The organism is Micromonospora sp. NPDC049171 (assembly GCF_040648275.1).
Lineage (GTDB): Bacteria > Actinomycetota > Actinomycetes > Mycobacteriales > Micromonosporaceae > Micromonospora.
In genome coordinates this window covers 101,586-117,896 of the sequence record NZ_JBEZDJ010000009.1, presented here as the reverse complement: position 1 = coordinate 117,896, position 16,311 = coordinate 101,586, and the positions used below count along the sequence as shown (strand labels likewise).

Here is a 16,311-nt window from a genome sequence, read left to right as displayed (position 1 = left end):
TGTGAGTCACCTCGACTCAACCTGGAGGGCCCATGCGGCGCAATGCCGGTCTGTTCGTGGCGATCTCTCTGCTGTCCGGCTTCGGCAGCAGCGCCATGTCCCTGGTGGCCGGCATCTGGATCCTGGACCTCACCGGCTCCACCGGCCTCGCGGCCCTCGCCGGGCTGTGCGTGTACGCCCCGGTGCTCGCCGGCCCGTGGCTGGGCGGCCTGCTCGACTCCGCACCCCGACGGCCACTTGTCATCGCGGTCAACCTCCTGCTGGCCGCCGCCCTGCTGACACTGTTCGCGGTGCGGGGGCCGGGGCAGACGTGGCTCATCTTCGCCGTCTCCTCCGTCTACGGTCTGAGCTACGTGCTCATCGACGCGGGTGAGACGGCGCTGTTGCCGTCCGCGCTGACACCCACCGAACTCGGCGACGTCAACGGGTGGCGCTCCAGCGCACAGGAGGGCACGAAACTCGTCGCCCCGCTGGCCGGTGCCGCCCTCTACGCGTGGCGCGGCGGACACGCGGCCGTCGTCCTCAGCGCGGCCACGCCGGTCCTGGTCGCCATCCTGTACGCGGCGGTGCGCCTGCACCGCACGCCACCCGACCAGCCACCGCAGCGGCACCGCGGTCCGCGTACCGGATTGTCGGTCCTGTTCGAACAGCGGGCCACAGGCGTGCCGGTCGCGCTCGCCGCCGTGGCCATCGCGATGTCCGGCTTCACCACCGCGGCGGTCTACCAGATCGTGGTCACCGAACTCCGCCTACCGACGACGTTCCTGGGTGTGCTGACCAGCGCGCAGGGCGCCGGTTCCATTCTCGGCGGCCTGCTCGTCGGCAGGCTGCTGGCCGGTCGGGGCCCCACCGCTGTCGGTGTCGGCGGAACCGTGCTGTTCGCCGTCGGTTGCCTGGCCCGTTGCCTGCCGTGGTGGCCGGTCACGGTCGCCGGCGCGGTGCTCGCCGGCGTCGGCCTGCCCTGGTCCCTGGTCGCGGCGGTGACCGCCGTGCAGACGCACACGCCGTCGGCACAGTTGGGCCGGGTCTCCGCGACGGCGAACACCGCGATGTTCGGCCCGCTCGTGCTGGCCATCCCGCTCGGCTCGGCGGTCGTGCACCTCGGCGGACGCCCACCACTCGTCGCCGCCGTCGTGCTCTGCCTGACGGCGGTGGCCGCCACGCTCCGGCTTCCCACGGGCACGGTCGACCGGCTCGCGGGCGTGGTTAACTATCGAGCCATGCCGCTCAGTCCGGACGAGGTCGAGCTCTTCGAACGCGCCAGGGCCCGCCTGGGAGCGATCGCCTATCGCCTGCTGGGCTCGACGAGTGACGCGGAAGACGCGGTCCAGGACACGTTCCTGCGCTGGCAGGCCGCCGATCGGCAGCGGGTCGAGACGCCCGAGGCCTGGCTGACGAAGGCGCTCACCAACGTGTGCCTCAACCAGCTCACCTCGGCGCGGGCCCGGCGCGAGACCTACGTGGGCACCTGGCTGCCCGAACCGGTCCTGGCCGGGGATCGGATGCTCGGTCCACTCGACACCGCCGAGCAGCGCGAGTCGGTCTCGATGGCGGTCCTCACCCTCCTGGAGCGGTTGTCGGCCAAGGAGCGCGCGGTGTACGTGCTCCGTGAGGCCTTCGGCTACACCCACGCGGAGATCGCCGACATGCTCGGCGTCAGCGAGTCGAACTGCCAGCAGATCTACCGGCGGGCCAAGCAGCACGTCACCGGCGACCGGGCCCGCACCGAGGTCGACGCTGCCACCGCGCGCCGGATCGTGGAGGAGTTCCTGGCGGCGGCCGCCAACGGCGAGACCGAGCGGCTGGTCACGCTCCTCACCGACGACGCGACGAGCATCGGCGACGGCGGCGGCAAGATCCCGGCCCGGACCAGTCCGGCCGTCGGCGCGCTGGCGGTGGCCAGGTTCCTGCGCGGCCTGTTCGCGCCCAGCACCGCCAAGCGCGACCTCGTGGGCGGCAGCCCCGCCCTCTACGTCGACGTCGCCAACGGCGCCCCGGCACTGGTGGTGGTGCTCGACGAACAGGTCGTCGGTGTGCTGGCGCTGAAGGTGACGTCCGACGGCGTCGCGGCCCTGCACGCCCAGGTCAACCCGGACAAGCTGGTTCGCGCCACCCGCCAGTGGTCCGCGTCCCCGCACGGGGAGCCCCTGCTGCACGTCTGGTGACCCAGCTCTCAGCCGACTCCTGTCAGGAATCGGGTCGCTGTCCGGTTCAGGAAGCGACCCTCACCGAGACAGGAGTGACACCATGAAGCACCGGATCGTCGTCCTCGGGGCCGGATACGCCGGAGCCATCGCCGCCGGGCGTCTCGCCCGGCGACTGCACCCCGACGACACGCGGATCACCGTCGTCAACGCCGACGCCGACTTCGTCGAGCGGGTCCGTATGCACCAACTCGCCACCGGGCAGCACCTCAAGCACCGGCCGCTGACCGACGTCTACGCGGGCACCGCGGTCGAGACCCGCGTGGCCCGGGTCACCGCCGTCGACACCGACCGCAGGACCGTCGCCCTCGTCGCCGAGCACGGCACCGACGAGATCGCGTACGACACGCTCGTCTACGCCCTCGGCAGCACCAGCGCGGACCACGGCGTCCCCGGCGTCGCCGAGCACGCGTACGACATCGCCGGCAGGACGTCGGCGACGCGGTTGCGCGACCGCCTGGCCCAGCTCCCGGCCGGCGCGACGGTGCTCGTCGTCGGTGGCGGCCTCACCGGCCTGGAGGCGGTCACCGAGATCGCGGAGGCCCGCCCGGACCTCGACGTCGCGCTCGCCGCCCGCGGTGCGCTCGGCGACTGGCTCACCGACAAGGCGCGGCAGCACCTGCGCGGGGTCTGCGACCGGCTCGGGATCACCGTGCACGAGCACACCGACATCGCCCGGGTCGACGCCACCGGCGCGGTCACCGGCGGCGGCCGGGTGCTCCCCGCCGAGGTGACCGTGTGGACGGCCGGCTTCGCCGTCCACCCCATCGCCGCGGCCACGACCCTGACGGTCGCGGACACCGGGCAGATCGTCGTCGACGCCACGATGCGGTCGGTCTCCCACCCCGACGTGTACGCCGTCGGCGACGCGGCGATCGCCGAAGGACCGGGCGGGAAACCACTGCGGATGTCCTGCGCCTCGGGCACCCCGATGGCCTGGCAGGCCGCCGACGCCATCGCCGTGCGCCTGACCGGTCGGACGAAGATCCCGAAGGCCCCGCTGCGCTACTTCAACCAGTGCATCAGCCTCGGCCGCCGCGACGGCATCATCCAGTACGTGACAGCCGACGACCGGGCCAGGCCCGCCCTGCTGAAGGGCACGCTGGCGGCCCGCTACAAGGAGTTCGTCTGCGCGGGCGCGGCGTGGAGCGTCTCCCGCCCGATCCTGTACCCGGTGCGCCGCCACCGCATCGTCGCGACCCGGACGGAGACCCTCGCGACGACGTCGTGACCGGTTGACTATCCGGAGAACGTGCGCCGGGCCCAGGTGCGGAAATCGGTGGTGGGCAGGCCGAGCGCCCGGGCGATCTCCGGGCGGGCGGGGCTGCCGTTCTCGTTGATCCGCTCGACCGCGTTGACCATGGCCGGGAGCAGGCCGCGCTCCACCGCCTGTTGCGGGGTGAGCACGGGCGCGGCGATCGTCCGGCCGGTGACCTCGCTGAGGATCGCCGCGACCTCGGTCATGGTGAGCAGGTCGCCGGCGAGTTCGACGTCCAGGCCGTCGAACTTCTCCGGGTTCGTGAACGCGGTCGCCGCGGCTTCGCCGATGTCCTCGACGGCGATCCACGGAAGCCGCGCGTCCGCGGCGAACCCGGTGATGATCGTGCCGCCCGACCAGTCGCCGAAGAGGTAGGACCAGCCGACGAGGTTCTCCATGAAGGTCGAGGGCAGGAGCACGGTCCAGTGCGCGAAGCCGCCGGTACGCACCATCTCGTCAATGGCCGCCTTGCTCTCCCAGTAGTGCCGCTCCCAGCGCCCTTCGGCCCAGCCGGGCTGGTTGCGGTGGAAGTCGCCGGCACCGGAGACGCTGCTGTGCACGACGTGCGACACACCGGCCCGGCGGGCGGCCTCGACGACGTTGCGGCCGCGGGTCAGCTCGGCGTCGCCCTGCATGTTCGCGACGTCGGGGTACGGGATCGAGAAGAGGCCGTCCATCCCCTCGGCCGCGGCGAGCAGCGACGCCGCGTCGTCCAGGTCGCCCTCGACCAGTTCGGCACCCCGCTTGAGCAGGGCCTGGGCGCTGTCGGCACCGGGGTCGCGGACCAGCGCGCGGACCGCGACGCCACGATCCAGCAGCGCTCGGGCCGTCGCCCCGCCCTGTTTGCCGGTCGCGCCGATGACAAGGACAGTCATGATTGCCTCCCACGAAGTGGGGCCTCCCCCCACTTCTCGTCGGTTACGATATGGGGGACCACCCCACTTTGGCAATGGCGGGCCATGCGAGCTGACGCACAACGCAACTACGACCTCATCGTCACGGCGGCCACCGAGGCGATCGCCCGCGACGGCGCCTACGCGTCGCTGGAGGACATCGCCCGCACCGCCGGGGTGGGTTCGGCGACCCTGCACCGACACTTCCCGTCCCGCTGGTCCCTGCTCCAGGCCGTGTTCCACACCTGCGTCGGCAACCTGTCCGCCCGCGCCGACGACCTGCTGGCCGAACCGGACGCACTCGCCGCGTTCACCACCTGGTTGCGGGAGGTCACCGCGTACGCCACGACAACCCGCGGCCTGGCGGTGACGCTGCTGAACGCGCCACCCGAGGAGAACGGGACCTGTGGCGCGATGCTCACCGCGGCAGGCGAGAAGCTGCTGCGTCGGGCCGCGGACCAGGGTTCGGTACGCCCGGACGTCGCGATGGCGGACCTGGTGACCCTCGTCAACGCGATCTCGCTCGCCGCACAGCCGGCCGACGCGACCAAGGCGGAGCGGCTCCTGACCCTCGCCCTGGCGGGAATTCAGCCACCCGGGCGATCTGACGAGGACCGGCCTGCTTGACTCGTTCGTCATCCTGGGAAACGGAGCCCCCGACCGTGCCACCCGAGGAGGACTCGTGCGTAAGCCAGCCAAGACCGCGGCCGTCCTCTTCGGGCTCGGTGTCGGCGCCGCGGTCGGCCCATCCCTCGGGCCGGCCGCCGCGTGGTCCGGCGCCACGATCGCCGCGCTCGGCGTCGTGCTCTCCCTCGTCGGCACCACGGAGTCCCATCTCGTCGAGGACGGTCTGGTCGACCGCGACAAGGCAGCAGCGGGGACAGCCGACGGGACGGCCACCGGCACCGCGGCCGGCACGGACCAATGGTTGCTGGACCAACAACGGCGGCCCACCCTCAGCGGCCTGGGCACCCGGGTCGAACAGATCCTCAGACGCGCCGAGCAGCAGGCCGACGAGCACCGGGCGGAGGCGCGGCGCGAAGCGGAGGGCATCGTGTCCGGCGCCCGGCGGGAGGCGGAGGCGCTTCTCGACCGGGCCCACGAACAGGCGGCCGGGATTGCCGGCCCGCACTGGGAACCGCTAGCGACACCACCCGCGGCGGGCGAGGATCCGAGCCGTACCGCCTGACGGAAGCCGACTCGCGCCGCGCCTTCACCCCCTGACGCACCCGCAGACCCGCTCCGGGCCGAGGGCGCGCCGGCGGGTCACTGCAGCAGGCCCCGTTTGACCAGGTACGCGCGCAGCGTCTCGGCGTCCTCGGCGGACATCAGGCGGCGGGGGATGACTGTCGCCGGCATCCGGCCGACGAACACGATCCAGAAATCGGGGGTGTCCTTCACCTGGGCGACCCCGTCCCAGGCGATGCCGCTGGACTGCGTGCCACTGCGCATCATGATGTTGTCGTCGGTGATGTCGTAGGCGCCCTCGACCGCGTAGCCACTGGAGCGGCGCCGGGCGCGCCACCGCACCCAGGGCGAATACAGCATCGACAGCAGACCGGCCACGACCATCGCCATGCACAGCGGCGAGATCTGCTCGGCCCGGTCGGACCCGCGCGCGACGGCGAGACCGATCGCCCCCACCGCCACCAGCACCGCGCCGATGTAGCCGTACCTGCGTAGGCGCACACGGCTGAGCGCGGCGGCGACCCGGCCCGGGTAGGCGGGGTCGGCGGGGACGTCGAAATGGATGTGCACGCCGAAACGATAGTGCCCCGCCCATCCCCGGGCAGCGCCTGACCCGTGCCCGCCGGCCGGACCGCCGGGGGCCGCCGGGCAGCGACTGCCGGTGCGGACGACGAGGCGACCATGCATGTTTGTCGGTCGGTTGGGTGAGACTGGCGGGCATGGCTGATCTGGGCGATGCGAAGACCGCGCTGCACCACTATCTCCGGGTGACCCGCGACGACCTGATCTGGAAGCTCGACGGGCTCAGCGAACGCGAGGCCAGGTTGCCGCGCACCGCGACCGGCACCAACATCCTGGGGGTCGTCAAGCACTGCCTCAATGTCGAGGCCGGCTACTTCGGGCCCACGTTCGGGCGTGAGTTCCCGACACCTGGGGAGCTGGTCCCCGAGCACGTGTTCGACGAGGACCCGCAGGCCGACTGGTACGCCACGGAGGAGGAGACGAAGGACGGGCTGATCGACCTGTATCGCCGGGTGGGGGCGTTCGCCGACGAGACGATCGACGGGCTCCCTCTCGACGCGCCGGGACGGGTGCCGTGGTGGCGGCCGGGCAATCAGGACGTGACCTTGCAGCGGATCATCGTCCACGTGACGGGTGACCTCGCCCGCCATGCCGGTCACGCCGACATCCTGCGCGAGCAGCACGACGGGGCGGTCGGTTGGCGGCGGGACAACAGCAACATCCCCGACGGCTACGACTGGCCGGCGTACGTGCGCAAGCTGACGAAGCTCGCCGACCGGTTCGGATAGCCGACCGGTTCGTCACTGGCTCTGCTCCAGCGACGCCGACGCTCCGGTGGCGCGCAGGGTGTCGTAGGGGTGGCAGCCGTAGGCCTCGCGGTACGCCTGGGCGAAGCGCCCGGGATGGGTCCAGCCCCAGCGTCGCGCCGTCTCCGCCACGGTCTGCCCAGGTTTGGCGTGTTGCAGGTCCCAGTGTGCCTGGCGTAATCGGACGGTTCGCAGGAACGCCATCGGGCTCTGGCCCTGGTAGCGCTGGAACGCGACCTGTAACGCGCGTTGGCTGACCTCGCAGGCTTCGGCTATCCGGCCCACGGTCAACGGTGCCGCGGCATGGGCCTCGATGAACTCGGCGGCCCGGCGCACGATGGCGCGGCCGACACCCGCCTGTCCGGGCAGGTAGTTGATGGTCATGGTGGTGTTCGGGAACACCGCGACGGCGGTGGTCGCCAACAGGTCCACCAGGCCGGCGCGGGCCAGCGGGCTGGCGGCCACCGCGTTGACGGCGAGCTGTCGACGGGCGAACGCCGTCACCGACTGCCAGAGCAGGGCCATCGCCGGTGACAGAGGCGCCATCGTGGTGAACTGGAAGTTCGCGATGGGCAGGCCGGTGCGGACGGAGGCGGCCGCCGCGACCCGTTGCATCGGTAGCCGGACGAAGACGGCCGCCAGATCGTCGACGAGGTGGACCGCACCCGCCTCCGGGTATCGACCGGTCGTGCCGGGGCCGAGCCGCAACTCCTCGTCGGTGGTGCGGACGGCGTACCGGCCGCTGACCACCGTCACGGCGGTGAAGTCGCGATAGGGCAACGACTCGGCGCGGTTGCGCATGGTGTATCGACTCTCACCGACCTCCAGGTCTTCGACGCGCAGCGTCGCCTGCCGGTAGTGGAATCGAGCGCGTGGACCGGAGATCCGCACGCGGTGTTCCCCGTACTTGAGTGCGATCACGTGGTGCGCTTCTTCTGGGTCGTCGGTCTCGACGACCTCTCGGGTGACAGGCTCCTGCCCGTCACCATCGTCCGTCCACGGCATGGGCCGTCACCTCCGTCGGACCGTCAATCCGGCCCGATCTGGTTGAACGCCCCACGTGGTGGTTCGCAACGGCCTGTCGGAGACTTCCGGGGCCCTCGTGGCGGCATCCACCGCGCTTGCGGCACGCCGAGCCGCCGAGTCGATCCGGTTCCCGTATGCCCCTGGCCGATTCGCGAATGGCAGGTCGCGCGGCGGTTGGCTGCCGGGCAACAATCGAGTTCGATGCTGCGCATCCCCAAGCTGGACCGAGATGGTCTCGGGGGTGAGTGGCATGAATGTGTCGATGTGGTTACCTGTCCCCTTCGGGTGAAGTTGTCGGGTTGCCGACTTTTCAGCAGGCAGGGTCCGGCGCGCACACCAGCGCCGACCTCTGCCGGTCCGCGCCACTCGCCCCGGGCCGGCCCAGTCCGCCGGCCGATCGGCGTCCGCGACGAAGCGACCCCGGTCGGCCGGTCCCCCGTCCGTCCCGCCGGTCGTTCCCACCCGGGCTGGTCCGCTGTGGTCAGCGCAACCAGGCGGGCGGGACCGGGTGCCGCAGGATCTCGGCCAGCCCGTGCCGGTGCGGGTCCGGATCGCCGTCGAGCCAGGCGTGGGCGTGGAAACCGGCCGCCGGGGCGCTGACTCCGATCACCACCGTCCGCGGCACCCCCCGCTCGGCGAACCAGCGCTGTCGCACCAGCGCGGTCTCCAGGCAGTTGCCGCCGCTGCGGCGCAGCGCTCGCTGGACCAGCGTGTCGGTGCCACCGGACGGGGGCGCGGTGAGGCGTACCGCGCCCAGACCGCCGCGGGCGAGTTGGCGACGTACTCGCCGGCAGGCCAGCATCGTCCAGGCCACCAGGGCCACGCCACCTGGCCCGTACCGACGGATCAGCCGGACCAGCGCATCGACGGTGCGGCCGGGGCTGGCGGTCACGGCAGCGGCCCGGCGGCGGTGAGCGCGGTGTCGAGGAGCCGGTGGGTGGCGCCGAGGGCCGCCCAGTCGCGGGGGCGGGTCAGGTCGTAGCCGGGCCGCGCGGCCAGCGCCAGGAGCGCCCCCGGGTCGGAGGGCAACTCGGGCAGCGAGCGCCGGGCGGCGAGGCGGGCCAGCACCTCGGCCGGGCCGACCGGGGTCACCGCGGGCCGGTCACCCCAGTGCAGGAAGATCCAACCACCGAGGGGTAGCCGGGGCGTCACAGCGGGCAGGGTGACCCGCAGCCGGGTGTCGCCGCGGACACCTCGGGTGGGCAACCCGAAGCCGGGGATGGGCTCGCGCAGGTCGACGCAGCGTGGGCCGGCGAGCACGTCGCCGCCGGCACAGACCACGATGTCGTCGGCCAGCACCGGCAACTCCCGGGCGGCGAGCGCCGCGAGCAGCGTGCTCTTGCCGGCGGTACGGCCACCGAGCACCACCCACGCCCGTCCGGTGTGCACGAACGCCCCGGCGTGGAAGGTCTCCCGCCCGGCCCAACGGTTGACCACCACGGCGACCGGGGCGAGATACGGGTGGGCGAGCAGGTCCGCGGCGAGCGGCGGCCCGTAGAAGGTGGCGTTGCCGCTGGCCCGGCCCAGTTCGAGGGTACGGCCGTCGGTGAGCACCCGGACCATCCGGTCGGCGTCCAACGGCGCGGGCGGCGGCGGGGCGGCGTGCCGCTGCCGGACCCGCACCGGCCGGCTTCCCACTGGTGCACGCGCGCCGGCGTCCAACTCGGTGACCTCGTCGAGGCCCTCGATGCGCAGCCCGTACACGGTTCTCATGGGTGTGTGTCTCCTGGTGTGACCCGGGCGCGCGGACGAACACCGGGTGGGGTTGCGGCGACTCCGAAGAGGACTCGCGGGCAGGGAGAATCCGCTCTCTCGGGACTACCATGTCGCGCACCCCAGAAGCTCTTTCGCCGGCCTCGGTCGGCGTTATCTGGCTCGGCTCGCGCGGATGGTGGACAGGCGTCCCCCTCCTCGTCGACGCGGGCCGTTCTCCACTCGACCCGCCGCGCCCGCGTCGGCAGGGGCTGCGTGTCGTTCATCTGGCGCAGGTACGAGACTCGCGAGGTCTCGGCGGCGCACGACGTGATCAGCCAGGCGTGCGCGGGGATCGAGCTTCGGTCGCACAACGTCGTCGGGCAGTTCACGTACCAGCAGGAGTCGGTGCAGGCGGGGCCACTCCTGGTGAGTCGGGTGCGGTGCGGCGCGGACATCGAGGGCCGCTTCTTCGAGCCACTGAGCGACCTGATGTTCCTCTCGGTGCTGCACGGGCAGGTCAACACACTGGATGGCCGGGACAAGGTGCGGACCGGCCCCCTTGCGGTGCTCCTGAACCCGACCGGCCGCCCGTTCACCAATATCTGCCGGGAGTTCGACCTCTACTGCGTCAACCTGGACCCACGTGTCGTGACCGAGGCCGCCGCCGAGCCGACGGGCATCGATCCGGCCGACTTTCGATTCGAGTCGATCACGCCGATCTCCGCCGAGCTGGGTCAGTACTGGCACAGCGCCACGGTCTATCTCTACCACCTCCTCACCGGGCCCCCGGAGCCGTTACAGAGCCCGTTGGTGATCGGCGCCGCCATCGACCTGGCCGCCTCGGCCGCACTCGCCACCTTTCCGAACTCCGCGATGATGATGTCCCACCGCCCCGAGGCCGTCCCGTTACCCGCCGGCCCGGTACGCCGCGCCGTGTCGTTCATCGAGACGCACGCCGACGAAGCGATCACCGCCACCCAGATCGCCGACGCCGCCCGGGTGACGTCACGCGCCCTACAGGCGGCGTTTCGTCGCCAGCTGGGCACCACGCCGATGGCGTACCTGCGGCGGACGCGGCTGGACCGGGCCCACCAGGACCTGCTCAGGGCCGATCCGACCCGGGGGGCCACCGTGGCCGCCATCGCACACCGCTGGGGTTACCCGCACACCGGCCGGTTCGCCGCCGACTATCGCGCGGCGTACGGCCAGTCGCCCAGCGACACCCTGCACACCTGATCCGGCCGGGACGACTGCCGGCCGGATCAGGTGGAGGCGAGATCGCCGTCCGGGCCCGGACGGCGATCGAGCGCTGGCCGACCCGCTAGAACCCGCCCCACCGGTGGGCCTCGCACCTCCAGGTCTTGCCGTTGTTGTGAGAGACGCACACCACGACGATCTTCCCGAGGACGGGAAGCCCGAGGGTGAAGATGTGCAGCTTCATCTTCTTCACGTACGGGACGCCGGACTTCTCGGCGATGTCGGCCAGCGCCCACCCCGGGTCCGGTGCGTCCACCGTCGCCACCCGGCGCAACGTGTCGACGTCCCTGCCGTCGAGGAGCATCTCGATCTCCTCCGCCGAGGGCTCGGCGTCGCCGACCACCGTGTCCACCCGGTACGGCCCGTCGGCGGCCACCCCGTTGACCTTCTCGAAGGCCGCCTTCGTCCCGCCCACCGTGGTGTCGCCGGCCAGGTCGAGGGTGAGGATCTCATCGGTGCTCCGACGCGACAGGAGGCACTCCCAGATGCTCTTGCCCGAGGCGACGCACATGGTCAGGCACCACTCCCGGCCGTCGGGCGTGGACGAGGCGAACAGCAGCGAGGTCGCCGTCGTGCCGTCGCCCCTGCCGTCGTACGCGCCGTCGGCGAGGTCGGCCATTGTCGTGCCGAGGATGTCCCGGCCGCCCGGCATCGTGCCCACGACCGTGACGCCGTCCACCCGCTCACCGGCCATGAGCGCCGTGAGCTGGTCGTCGGTGAGAGCGCGGCCTCCGGTGTCGACGGCCAGCACCCGGTCCAGGTCGCCGACGGGCCGGCCGGTCAGCTCCTCGAACCGTTGCCGCACGGTCCCCGGCGCACCGGGGTGGTCGGTGACTGTCGTGCGGGCCTCGTCCTCGGCTGCCTGCGACGGCGCGTACGAGGCGGTCAGCCCGACGATCAGGGCTGCGGTGATGATGGTGACGCGCCTGGTGATGTCCCGTAGAGCTGTCATCCTGTCCTCATCTCGGTGATCGTGTGGGCGGAGTCGGACGGGCTACCAGCGACACGTGACGATGTCGCCGACGGTGTTCGGGGACCCCGAGCCGCAGTGGTCGTCGATCCACTCGCCGATGTCGTCGATCGTGTCCACGATCCAGGCGATCACCGACTTGATCGCGCCCCAGATGCTGAAGTAGACGACTGTCGTCTCGGGGGTGCCGCCGGCCTCGTCGATGACGTCCTTCGTCGACATGGCGGCGGTCGGCTTCTCGATGATGTCCAGCACCCGTACGCCGGTGTCGTCCTTGCCGGCCAGCAGCGCCTCGATCTGCTCCGGGGTGCGCTCCTTGCCGTCGTCGACCGCCACGATCGCCCGGTCGACAAGCACCTCTCGGCTGCCGCTGACGGCCTGGGCGATGGTGGCGATCTCGCCCACCGTGAGGTCGTTGCCGAGCGCCGGCCCGGTGAACCGCCGGACCGAGACGGCGCCGGACGGGTCGATCTGGAGCTCGCTGGCCGTGATCAGGTCGTCCGCGCCGAACGGGTCCCAGGCGAACGTCCACCGCCCGCCTTCGCAGCGGAACTGCCCGTGCACCCGGCCCTCGGGCTCGGTCTCGGTGCGGACGACCCCGCCGCGGTCGTCGAGGTGCTGGACCACACAGTCGGTGCCCTTCGTCGGCGGTTTGTCGGGCCGGGCCACGGCTGTGGTGGGCAGGGCCAGCACCGTCGCGCTGACCACCCCGAGCACCGTGAGTTGGTGTGCCAAATGCTTCATCGAACGCTCCACTCGTCGGGAAAGAAACTGGTGTCCGAAGAGTGGCGGTCCGCGCTGAAGCGGCCCGGAAACGGCGCTGAAAGCGGGGTACGTCAGGGCAGTCGACTGGCGTCGAGCTGTGCCAGGTCGGCACGGATCGAGTCGGCGTCGGCATCGCCGAGCTCGTCGAGGATGGCAAGTGCCCGGTGCCATGCGGCACGGGTGGCACCGAGATCGGCGAGGGCCCGGTGGCTGCCACCGAGGTTGACGTACGTGCTCGCCTCGGCGTACCGGTCGTTGACCTGGGTGAAGAGGTCGAGTGCGTGCTCGTAGCAGGCGATCGCGCGCCGGTCGTCACCGAGCTGGTGATGGGCGTGACCGAGACTGTCCCAGGTGTCGGCCTGCCCCTGGACGTCGTCCACCTCCTGCAACATCCGCAGCGCCTCGCCGCACGACGCGAGGGCACGGTGGTAGTCGCCGAGCAGCGCCTCCTGCCAACCGACCGCGTTGAGGGTGTACCCCTGCCCGGCCCGGTTGCCGGTCCGCCGGAACAGGGTCAGTGCCCGCCTCGAATGGTCGAGCGCCTGGTGGTGCTGCCCCCGCCGCTCGGCCAGCTGACCACTGTTGAGACAGGTGTGGGCCCGCCCGTCGTCGTCGCCGACGTCGGTGAACAGGTCGAGCGCGCGCCGCAGGTGGTCGTCGGCCTCGTCGTACTCGCGCAGCCGGGAGCAGGCGAGACCGAGGCTGCGGTGCGCGTGGCCCTGCCCGGTCTGATCGCCGATGCGGGACGCGGCGGCCAACGCGATGCGTTGCGTGCCGAGCCAGTCCTGCCAGTGCCCCTGCCGGTGCAGGAAGCCGGCCAGGGTCCAGGCGAGCTGCCACGCGTGTCCCTCGAACCCGGACCGCGCCGCCAGCGGTACGGCGGCGAGCAGGACGGGAAGCTCGGCGGTGAACCACGCCGTGGCGGCCGCCCTGCTCCGGGGGCTCTCCGGTGTCACGTCCGCCCGTGGTGGCGCGAGGCTGATCTCGCTGAAGTGCGGGTGCAGTGCGAGGTCGGCGGCGTGTGCGGTGTGCAGGCAGTGGTCGAGCAGCCGGTGCACGGCGGCGCGTCGGTCGGCGGGTGACTCGGCCTCGTCGGCGAGGCCGGCGGCGTACGCGCGCAGCAGGTCGTGGAACGCGTAACGCCCGTAGGTGTGCTCGGTGAGCAGGTTCGCCCGGATCAGCTCGGTCAGCAGCGCAGCGCTCGCCGGCGGGGTGAGACCGGCCAGGCTGGCCACGGCCGGAACGGCGACGTCCGGGCCGGGATGCAGGCTCAGCAGCCGGAACAGCCGCAGCGCCGGTGGGCTCAGTGTCCGACACGACCAGGAGAAGACCGCCCGCACGTCGGTGGCCGCGTCGCCCCCGTGGAAGGCGTCCAGATCGCCCAGCTCGGCGGCGACAGTGGCCAACGAGAAGTGCCGGTTGGTGGCGGCTCTGGCCGCGACGATGGCCAGGGCGATGGGCAACCGCGCGCACCGGTCGGCGATGGTGTCGGCCGCGGCGGGTTCGGCGGCGACCTGGTGCTCCCCCAGCCGGCGGACCAGCATGTCGCGGGCCTCGGCGGGGCTCAGCAGGTCGAGGAACACCGGTTGGGCGCTCTCGGTGACGACGAGCGGGATGAGCTGGTCGCGGCTGGTGACGACGGTGAGGCAGTCGGGTGAGCCGGGCAGCAGCGGCCGGACCTGTTCCGCGTCGCGCGCGTTGTCCAGCACGACCAGCAGGCGTTTGCCGGCCACCGTCGTGCGGTACAGGCTCACCATCAGGGTCTCGTCGCTCGGCATCCGTGTCGCCGGCACGCCGAGCGCCTCCAGGAAGCCGTGCAGTGCTCGCGCCGGCTCGGTCGGCGCGGCCCCCGGGTCGAAGCCGCGCAGGTTGACGTAGAGCTGCCCGTCCGGGAAGCGCTCGGCCGCGCGGTGCGCCCAGTGCACGGCGAGCGCGGTCTTGCCGACGCCCGCGGTTCCGGACACCACCACGGCGCCGCCCCGGTCGATCAGCGCGTCGAGGGCGGCCAGCTCCGCGTCGCGCCCCCCGAACGTCGGTACGGCGGGAGGCAGTTGCGCCGCCACCGGCGTCGGTGCCGCCGTCACCGGCGCGGGTGCGGCGATCGCCGTGTCCTGGCGCAGGATGGCGCACTCCAGATCCCGTAGCCGCGGACTCGGGTCGATGCCGAGGCTCTCCCGCAGGGTGTCGCGCAGCCGCCGGTACGTGGCGACCGCCTCGCCCTGCCGGCCGTCGCGGTACAGGGCGAGCATCAGCTGCGCGTGCAGGTGCTCGTCGAGGGGGTGTTGCCGGACGAGCCGTTCCAACCCGGGGACCAGCCGAGCGTGCTCGCCGACCGACAGCCGGGCCTCGGCGAGCGCCCGTTCGGCCTCCAACCGCAGACTGGCCAGGTGGTCGGCCTGCTCTTCGAGCCACGCGGACCCGGCCACGTCGGCCAACGGCGGTCCGCGCCACAGCGCCACCGCGGCCGTCAGGTGCGCCACCCGCTCGCTGCGGTCCGACGATCGGCGGGCCAGTTCGAGGAGGTGCTCGGCGGCCTGGACATCCGTGGACTCCGGCCCGGTGTTGAGCACGTAACCGGGCTGACGTGCCACGATCGACCCGGGCTCGCCGAGCACTCCGCGCAGGTAGGAGACGTGGCGCTGCAACGTGTTGGCCACGGTGGCCGGTGGGTGCTCGCCCCAGACCACGTCGATGAGCCGGTCGACGCTCACCACCCGGCCCGCGTGCAGCGCCAGCGTCGCCAGCACCGCCTTGCGGCGCACTCCGTTGACCGCCTGCGGACTGCCGGCGACGACCACCTCCACCGGCCCGAGCAGCCTGACCCGCACCCCCGTGCCGACCATCGAGATCACCAGATCAGGCTAGTTGCGCAGCCCGGAGACCTCGCTCTGTTCGTCGGGCACTGGACAAGACCGACGACAGAGCCCGCCGTCAGCCAACGTACTTGCCGTTGCGGGTGTCCCCCGAGTTGCCGTCGTAGTGCACCTTGCGGTAGCGGTGCACCGAGCCCTTCTTGACCGCCTGCCAGTGGGCGTACGCCACCGCGTAGTCGTGCTGCTTGTAGTAGTCACCTGCCGCCTTGTAGTAGATCCGGTGCCGGGCGTCGCCGCCGCAGTTGGCGAGGTAGCTGTAGGAGTGAAGGCGCCCCGGTGCTGGCCAACGCCTGGCAGTCACGCAAGGCACGGGACCTGCTCCGGATCCTCGCCGCCCGACGCGGTCGCGCGGTGCCCCGGGAGCAGCTCGGCGAGATGCTCTGTTCCGCCCAGGACCCGGACCGGGTCAGCCACCGGCTGTCCGTGGCGCTGTCCACCCTGCGCGGCGTCCTCGATCCGGAACGCCGTACGTCGACGGACCACTTCATCATCGCCGCGCACCCCAGCCTGGCGCTCGACGTGGAGCACGTGGAGCTGGACGTCGAGGAGTTCCTCGCCGAGGCGGCACACGGCCTCCGACTGGCCGAGGTGGCGGATCGCCACCTCGGCCGCGCCCTGGAGCTGGAGCCCCACGACGAGGGCGTGCACGGCGAGTTCGTCCGGACGTTGACGGCCGCGGGCCGGCACGGCGAGGCCGCCCAGGCGTACCGACGTTACGTACAGGCGATGTCCGCCATCGGCGTACCGGCCCAGGCGCGTGGTGACCTTGTCCCGCCGGGCCGGCCGTACGTGCTGCCGTCAGTCGATACCCAACGGGTTGTCACTCCCTCCCCGTAGCCTGCCCGGCGAGCCGA

Annotated in this window: 15 protein-coding genes and 2 pseudogenes; 8 read left to right on the top strand and 9 right to left on the bottom strand. The window is 72.2% G+C overall.

The window, feature by feature from the left end; translation table 11 throughout:
- Window positions 1-32: 32 nt before the first annotated feature.
- The 3 genes and pseudogenes from AB0B14_RS13980 to AB0B14_RS13970 all read left to right on the top strand — a co-directional run.
- A pseudogene (locus AB0B14_RS13980) lies at window positions 33-1,157 on the top strand (MFS transporter); the annotation flags it as partial.
- A gap of 63 nt (window positions 1,158-1,220) precedes the next feature.
- On the top strand, window positions 1,221-2,165 hold the full coding sequence (locus AB0B14_RS13975; RefSeq protein WP_357071050.1) for an RNA polymerase sigma-70 factor: 945 nt from the start codon (window positions 1,221-1,223) through the stop codon (window positions 2,163-2,165).
- 82 nt (window positions 2,166-2,247) lie between these two features.
- Complete coding sequence (locus AB0B14_RS13970; protein WP_357522627.1) at window positions 2,248-3,435, top strand: FAD-dependent oxidoreductase; 1,188 nt, start codon at window positions 2,248-2,250, stop codon at window positions 3,433-3,435.
- Between the two features lie 8 nt (window positions 3,436-3,443).
- Here AB0B14_RS13970 and AB0B14_RS13965 read toward each other — a convergent pair whose 3' ends face one another.
- A complete protein-coding gene (locus AB0B14_RS13965; protein WP_357522626.1) occupies window positions 3,444-4,337 on the bottom strand; it encodes an NmrA family NAD(P)-binding protein in 894 nt (297 codons plus the stop codon).
- Between the two features lie 84 nt (window positions 4,338-4,421).
- On the opposite strand from AB0B14_RS13965, the gene AB0B14_RS13960 reads away from it, so the two are divergent.
- Together AB0B14_RS13960 and AB0B14_RS13955 are read left to right on the top strand one after the other, a co-directional pair.
- Window positions 4,422-4,982 carry a helix-turn-helix domain-containing protein gene (locus AB0B14_RS13960; protein ID WP_357070802.1) on the top strand — a complete coding sequence of 187 codons (561 nt, stop codon included), beginning with the start codon at window positions 4,422-4,424 and terminating at the stop codon, window positions 4,980-4,982.
- A 304-nt stretch (window positions 4,983-5,286) separates the two neighbouring features.
- Window positions 5,287-5,475 (top strand): annotated as a pseudogene (locus AB0B14_RS13955) (cell division protein DivIVA); the annotation flags it as partial.
- A 146-nt stretch (window positions 5,476-5,621) separates the two neighbouring features.
- On the opposite strand, the gene AB0B14_RS13950 reads toward AB0B14_RS13955, so the two are convergent.
- Window positions 5,622-6,113, bottom strand: coding sequence for a YcxB family protein (locus tag AB0B14_RS13950; RefSeq protein WP_357070805.1), 492 nt, complete (start codon window positions 6,111-6,113; stop codon window positions 5,622-5,624).
- A 149-nt stretch (window positions 6,114-6,262) separates the two neighbouring features.
- On the opposite strand from AB0B14_RS13950, the gene AB0B14_RS13945 reads away from it, so the two are divergent.
- On the top strand, window positions 6,263-6,853 hold the full coding sequence (locus AB0B14_RS13945; RefSeq protein WP_357522625.1) for a DinB family protein: 591 nt from the start codon (window positions 6,263-6,265) through the stop codon (window positions 6,851-6,853).
- Window positions 6,854-6,865: 12 nt separating this feature from the next.
- On the opposite strand, the gene AB0B14_RS13940 is transcribed toward AB0B14_RS13945, so the two are convergent.
- The 3 genes from AB0B14_RS13940 to AB0B14_RS13930 all read right to left on the bottom strand — a co-directional run bounded on the left by AB0B14_RS13940 (window position 6,866) and on the right by AB0B14_RS13930 (window position 9,610).
- Window positions 6,866-7,876 carry an AraC family transcriptional regulator gene (locus AB0B14_RS13940; RefSeq protein WP_357522624.1) on the bottom strand — a complete coding sequence of 337 codons (1,011 nt, stop codon included), beginning with the start codon at window positions 7,874-7,876 and terminating at the stop codon, window positions 6,866-6,868.
- 502 nt (window positions 7,877-8,378) lie between these two features.
- Window positions 8,379-8,789, bottom strand: a complete 411-nt coding sequence (locus AB0B14_RS13935; RefSeq protein ID WP_357070811.1) for a lasso peptide biosynthesis B2 protein — start codon at window positions 8,787-8,789, stop codon at window positions 8,379-8,381.
- Entirely contained in the window at window positions 8,786-9,610 is an 825-nt protein-coding gene (locus AB0B14_RS13930; protein ID WP_357070814.1) for a hypothetical protein, read from the bottom strand. The genes AB0B14_RS13935 and AB0B14_RS13930 overlap by 4 nt, the downstream gene beginning before the upstream one ends.
- Before the next feature lie 255 nt (window positions 9,611-9,865).
- Here AB0B14_RS13930 and AB0B14_RS13925 point away from each other — a divergent pair, with 255 nt between their 5' ends.
- The gene (locus AB0B14_RS13925; protein ID WP_357070817.1) at window positions 9,866-10,828 is read left to right on the top strand and encodes an AraC family transcriptional regulator; all 963 of its coding nucleotides are present in this window, start codon (window positions 9,866-9,868) and stop codon (window positions 10,826-10,828) included.
- Between the two features lie 85 nt (window positions 10,829-10,913).
- Here AB0B14_RS13925 and AB0B14_RS13920 read toward each other — a convergent pair whose 3' ends face one another.
- The 4 genes from AB0B14_RS13920 to AB0B14_RS13905 all read right to left on the bottom strand — a co-directional run bounded on the left by AB0B14_RS13920 (window position 10,914) and on the right by AB0B14_RS13905 (window position 15,758).
- On the bottom strand, window positions 10,914-11,801 hold the full coding sequence (locus AB0B14_RS13920; RefSeq protein WP_357522623.1) for a hypothetical protein: 888 nt from the start codon (window positions 11,799-11,801) through the stop codon (window positions 10,914-10,916).
- Window positions 11,802-11,843: 42 nt separating this feature from the next.
- The gene (locus AB0B14_RS13915) at window positions 11,844-12,563 is read right to left on the bottom strand and encodes a hypothetical protein (RefSeq protein WP_357522622.1); all 720 of its coding nucleotides are present in this window, start codon (window positions 12,561-12,563) and stop codon (window positions 11,844-11,846) included.
- A 92-nt stretch (window positions 12,564-12,655) separates the two neighbouring features.
- Complete coding sequence (locus tag AB0B14_RS13910) at window positions 12,656-15,427, bottom strand: BTAD domain-containing putative transcriptional regulator (protein WP_357522696.1); 2,772 nt, start codon at window positions 15,425-15,427, stop codon at window positions 12,656-12,658.
- Window positions 15,428-15,515: 88 nt separating this feature from the next.
- Window positions 15,516-15,758, bottom strand: coding sequence for a hypothetical protein (locus AB0B14_RS13905; RefSeq protein WP_357070827.1), 243 nt, complete (start codon window positions 15,756-15,758; stop codon window positions 15,516-15,518).
- Between AB0B14_RS13905 and AB0B14_RS13900 the strand changes: the two genes are divergently transcribed.
- A complete protein-coding gene (locus tag AB0B14_RS13900) occupies window positions 15,734-16,294 on the top strand; it encodes a BTAD domain-containing putative transcriptional regulator (protein ID WP_357522621.1) in 561 nt (186 codons plus the stop codon). The genes AB0B14_RS13905 and AB0B14_RS13900 overlap by 25 nt on opposite strands.
- Window positions 16,295-16,311 lie beyond the last annotated feature (17 nt).

What these genes read in the sequence shown, in the direction of transcription:
- AB0B14_RS13975 (WP_357071050.1), top strand. Translation starts at nt 1,221, where the DNA reads ATGCCGCTCAGTCCGGACGAGGTCGAGCTCTTCGAACGCGCCAGGGCC.
- AB0B14_RS13970 (WP_357522627.1), top strand. Translation starts at nt 2,248, where the DNA reads ATGAAGCACCGGATCGTCGTCCTCGGGGCCGGATACGCCGGAGCCATC.
- AB0B14_RS13965 (WP_357522626.1), bottom strand. Translation starts at nt 4,337, where the DNA reads ATGACTGTCCTTGTCATCGGCGCGACCGGCAAACAGGGCGGGGCGACG.
- AB0B14_RS13960 (WP_357070802.1), top strand. Translation starts at nt 4,422, where the DNA reads ATGCGAGCTGACGCACAACGCAACTACGACCTCATCGTCACGGCGGCC.
- AB0B14_RS13945 (WP_357522625.1), top strand. Translation starts at nt 6,263, where the DNA reads ATGGCTGATCTGGGCGATGCGAAGACCGCGCTGCACCACTATCTCCGG.
- AB0B14_RS13940 (WP_357522624.1), bottom strand. Translation starts at nt 7,876, where the DNA reads ATGCCGTGGACGGACGATGGTGACGGGCAGGAGCCTGTCACCCGAGAG.
- AB0B14_RS13930 (WP_357070814.1), bottom strand. Translation starts at nt 9,610, where the DNA reads ATGAGAACCGTGTACGGGCTGCGCATCGAGGGCCTCGACGAGGTCACC.
- AB0B14_RS13920 (WP_357522623.1), bottom strand. Translation starts at nt 11,801, where the DNA reads ATGACAGCTCTACGGGACATCACCAGGCGCGTCACCATCATCACCGCA.
- AB0B14_RS13915 (WP_357522622.1), bottom strand. Translation starts at nt 12,563, where the DNA reads ATGAAGCATTTGGCACACCAACTCACGGTGCTCGGGGTGGTCAGCGCG.
- AB0B14_RS13910 (WP_357522696.1), bottom strand. Translation starts at nt 15,427, where the DNA reads ATGGTCGGCACGGGGGTGCGGGTCAGGCTGCTCGGGCCGGTGGAGGTG.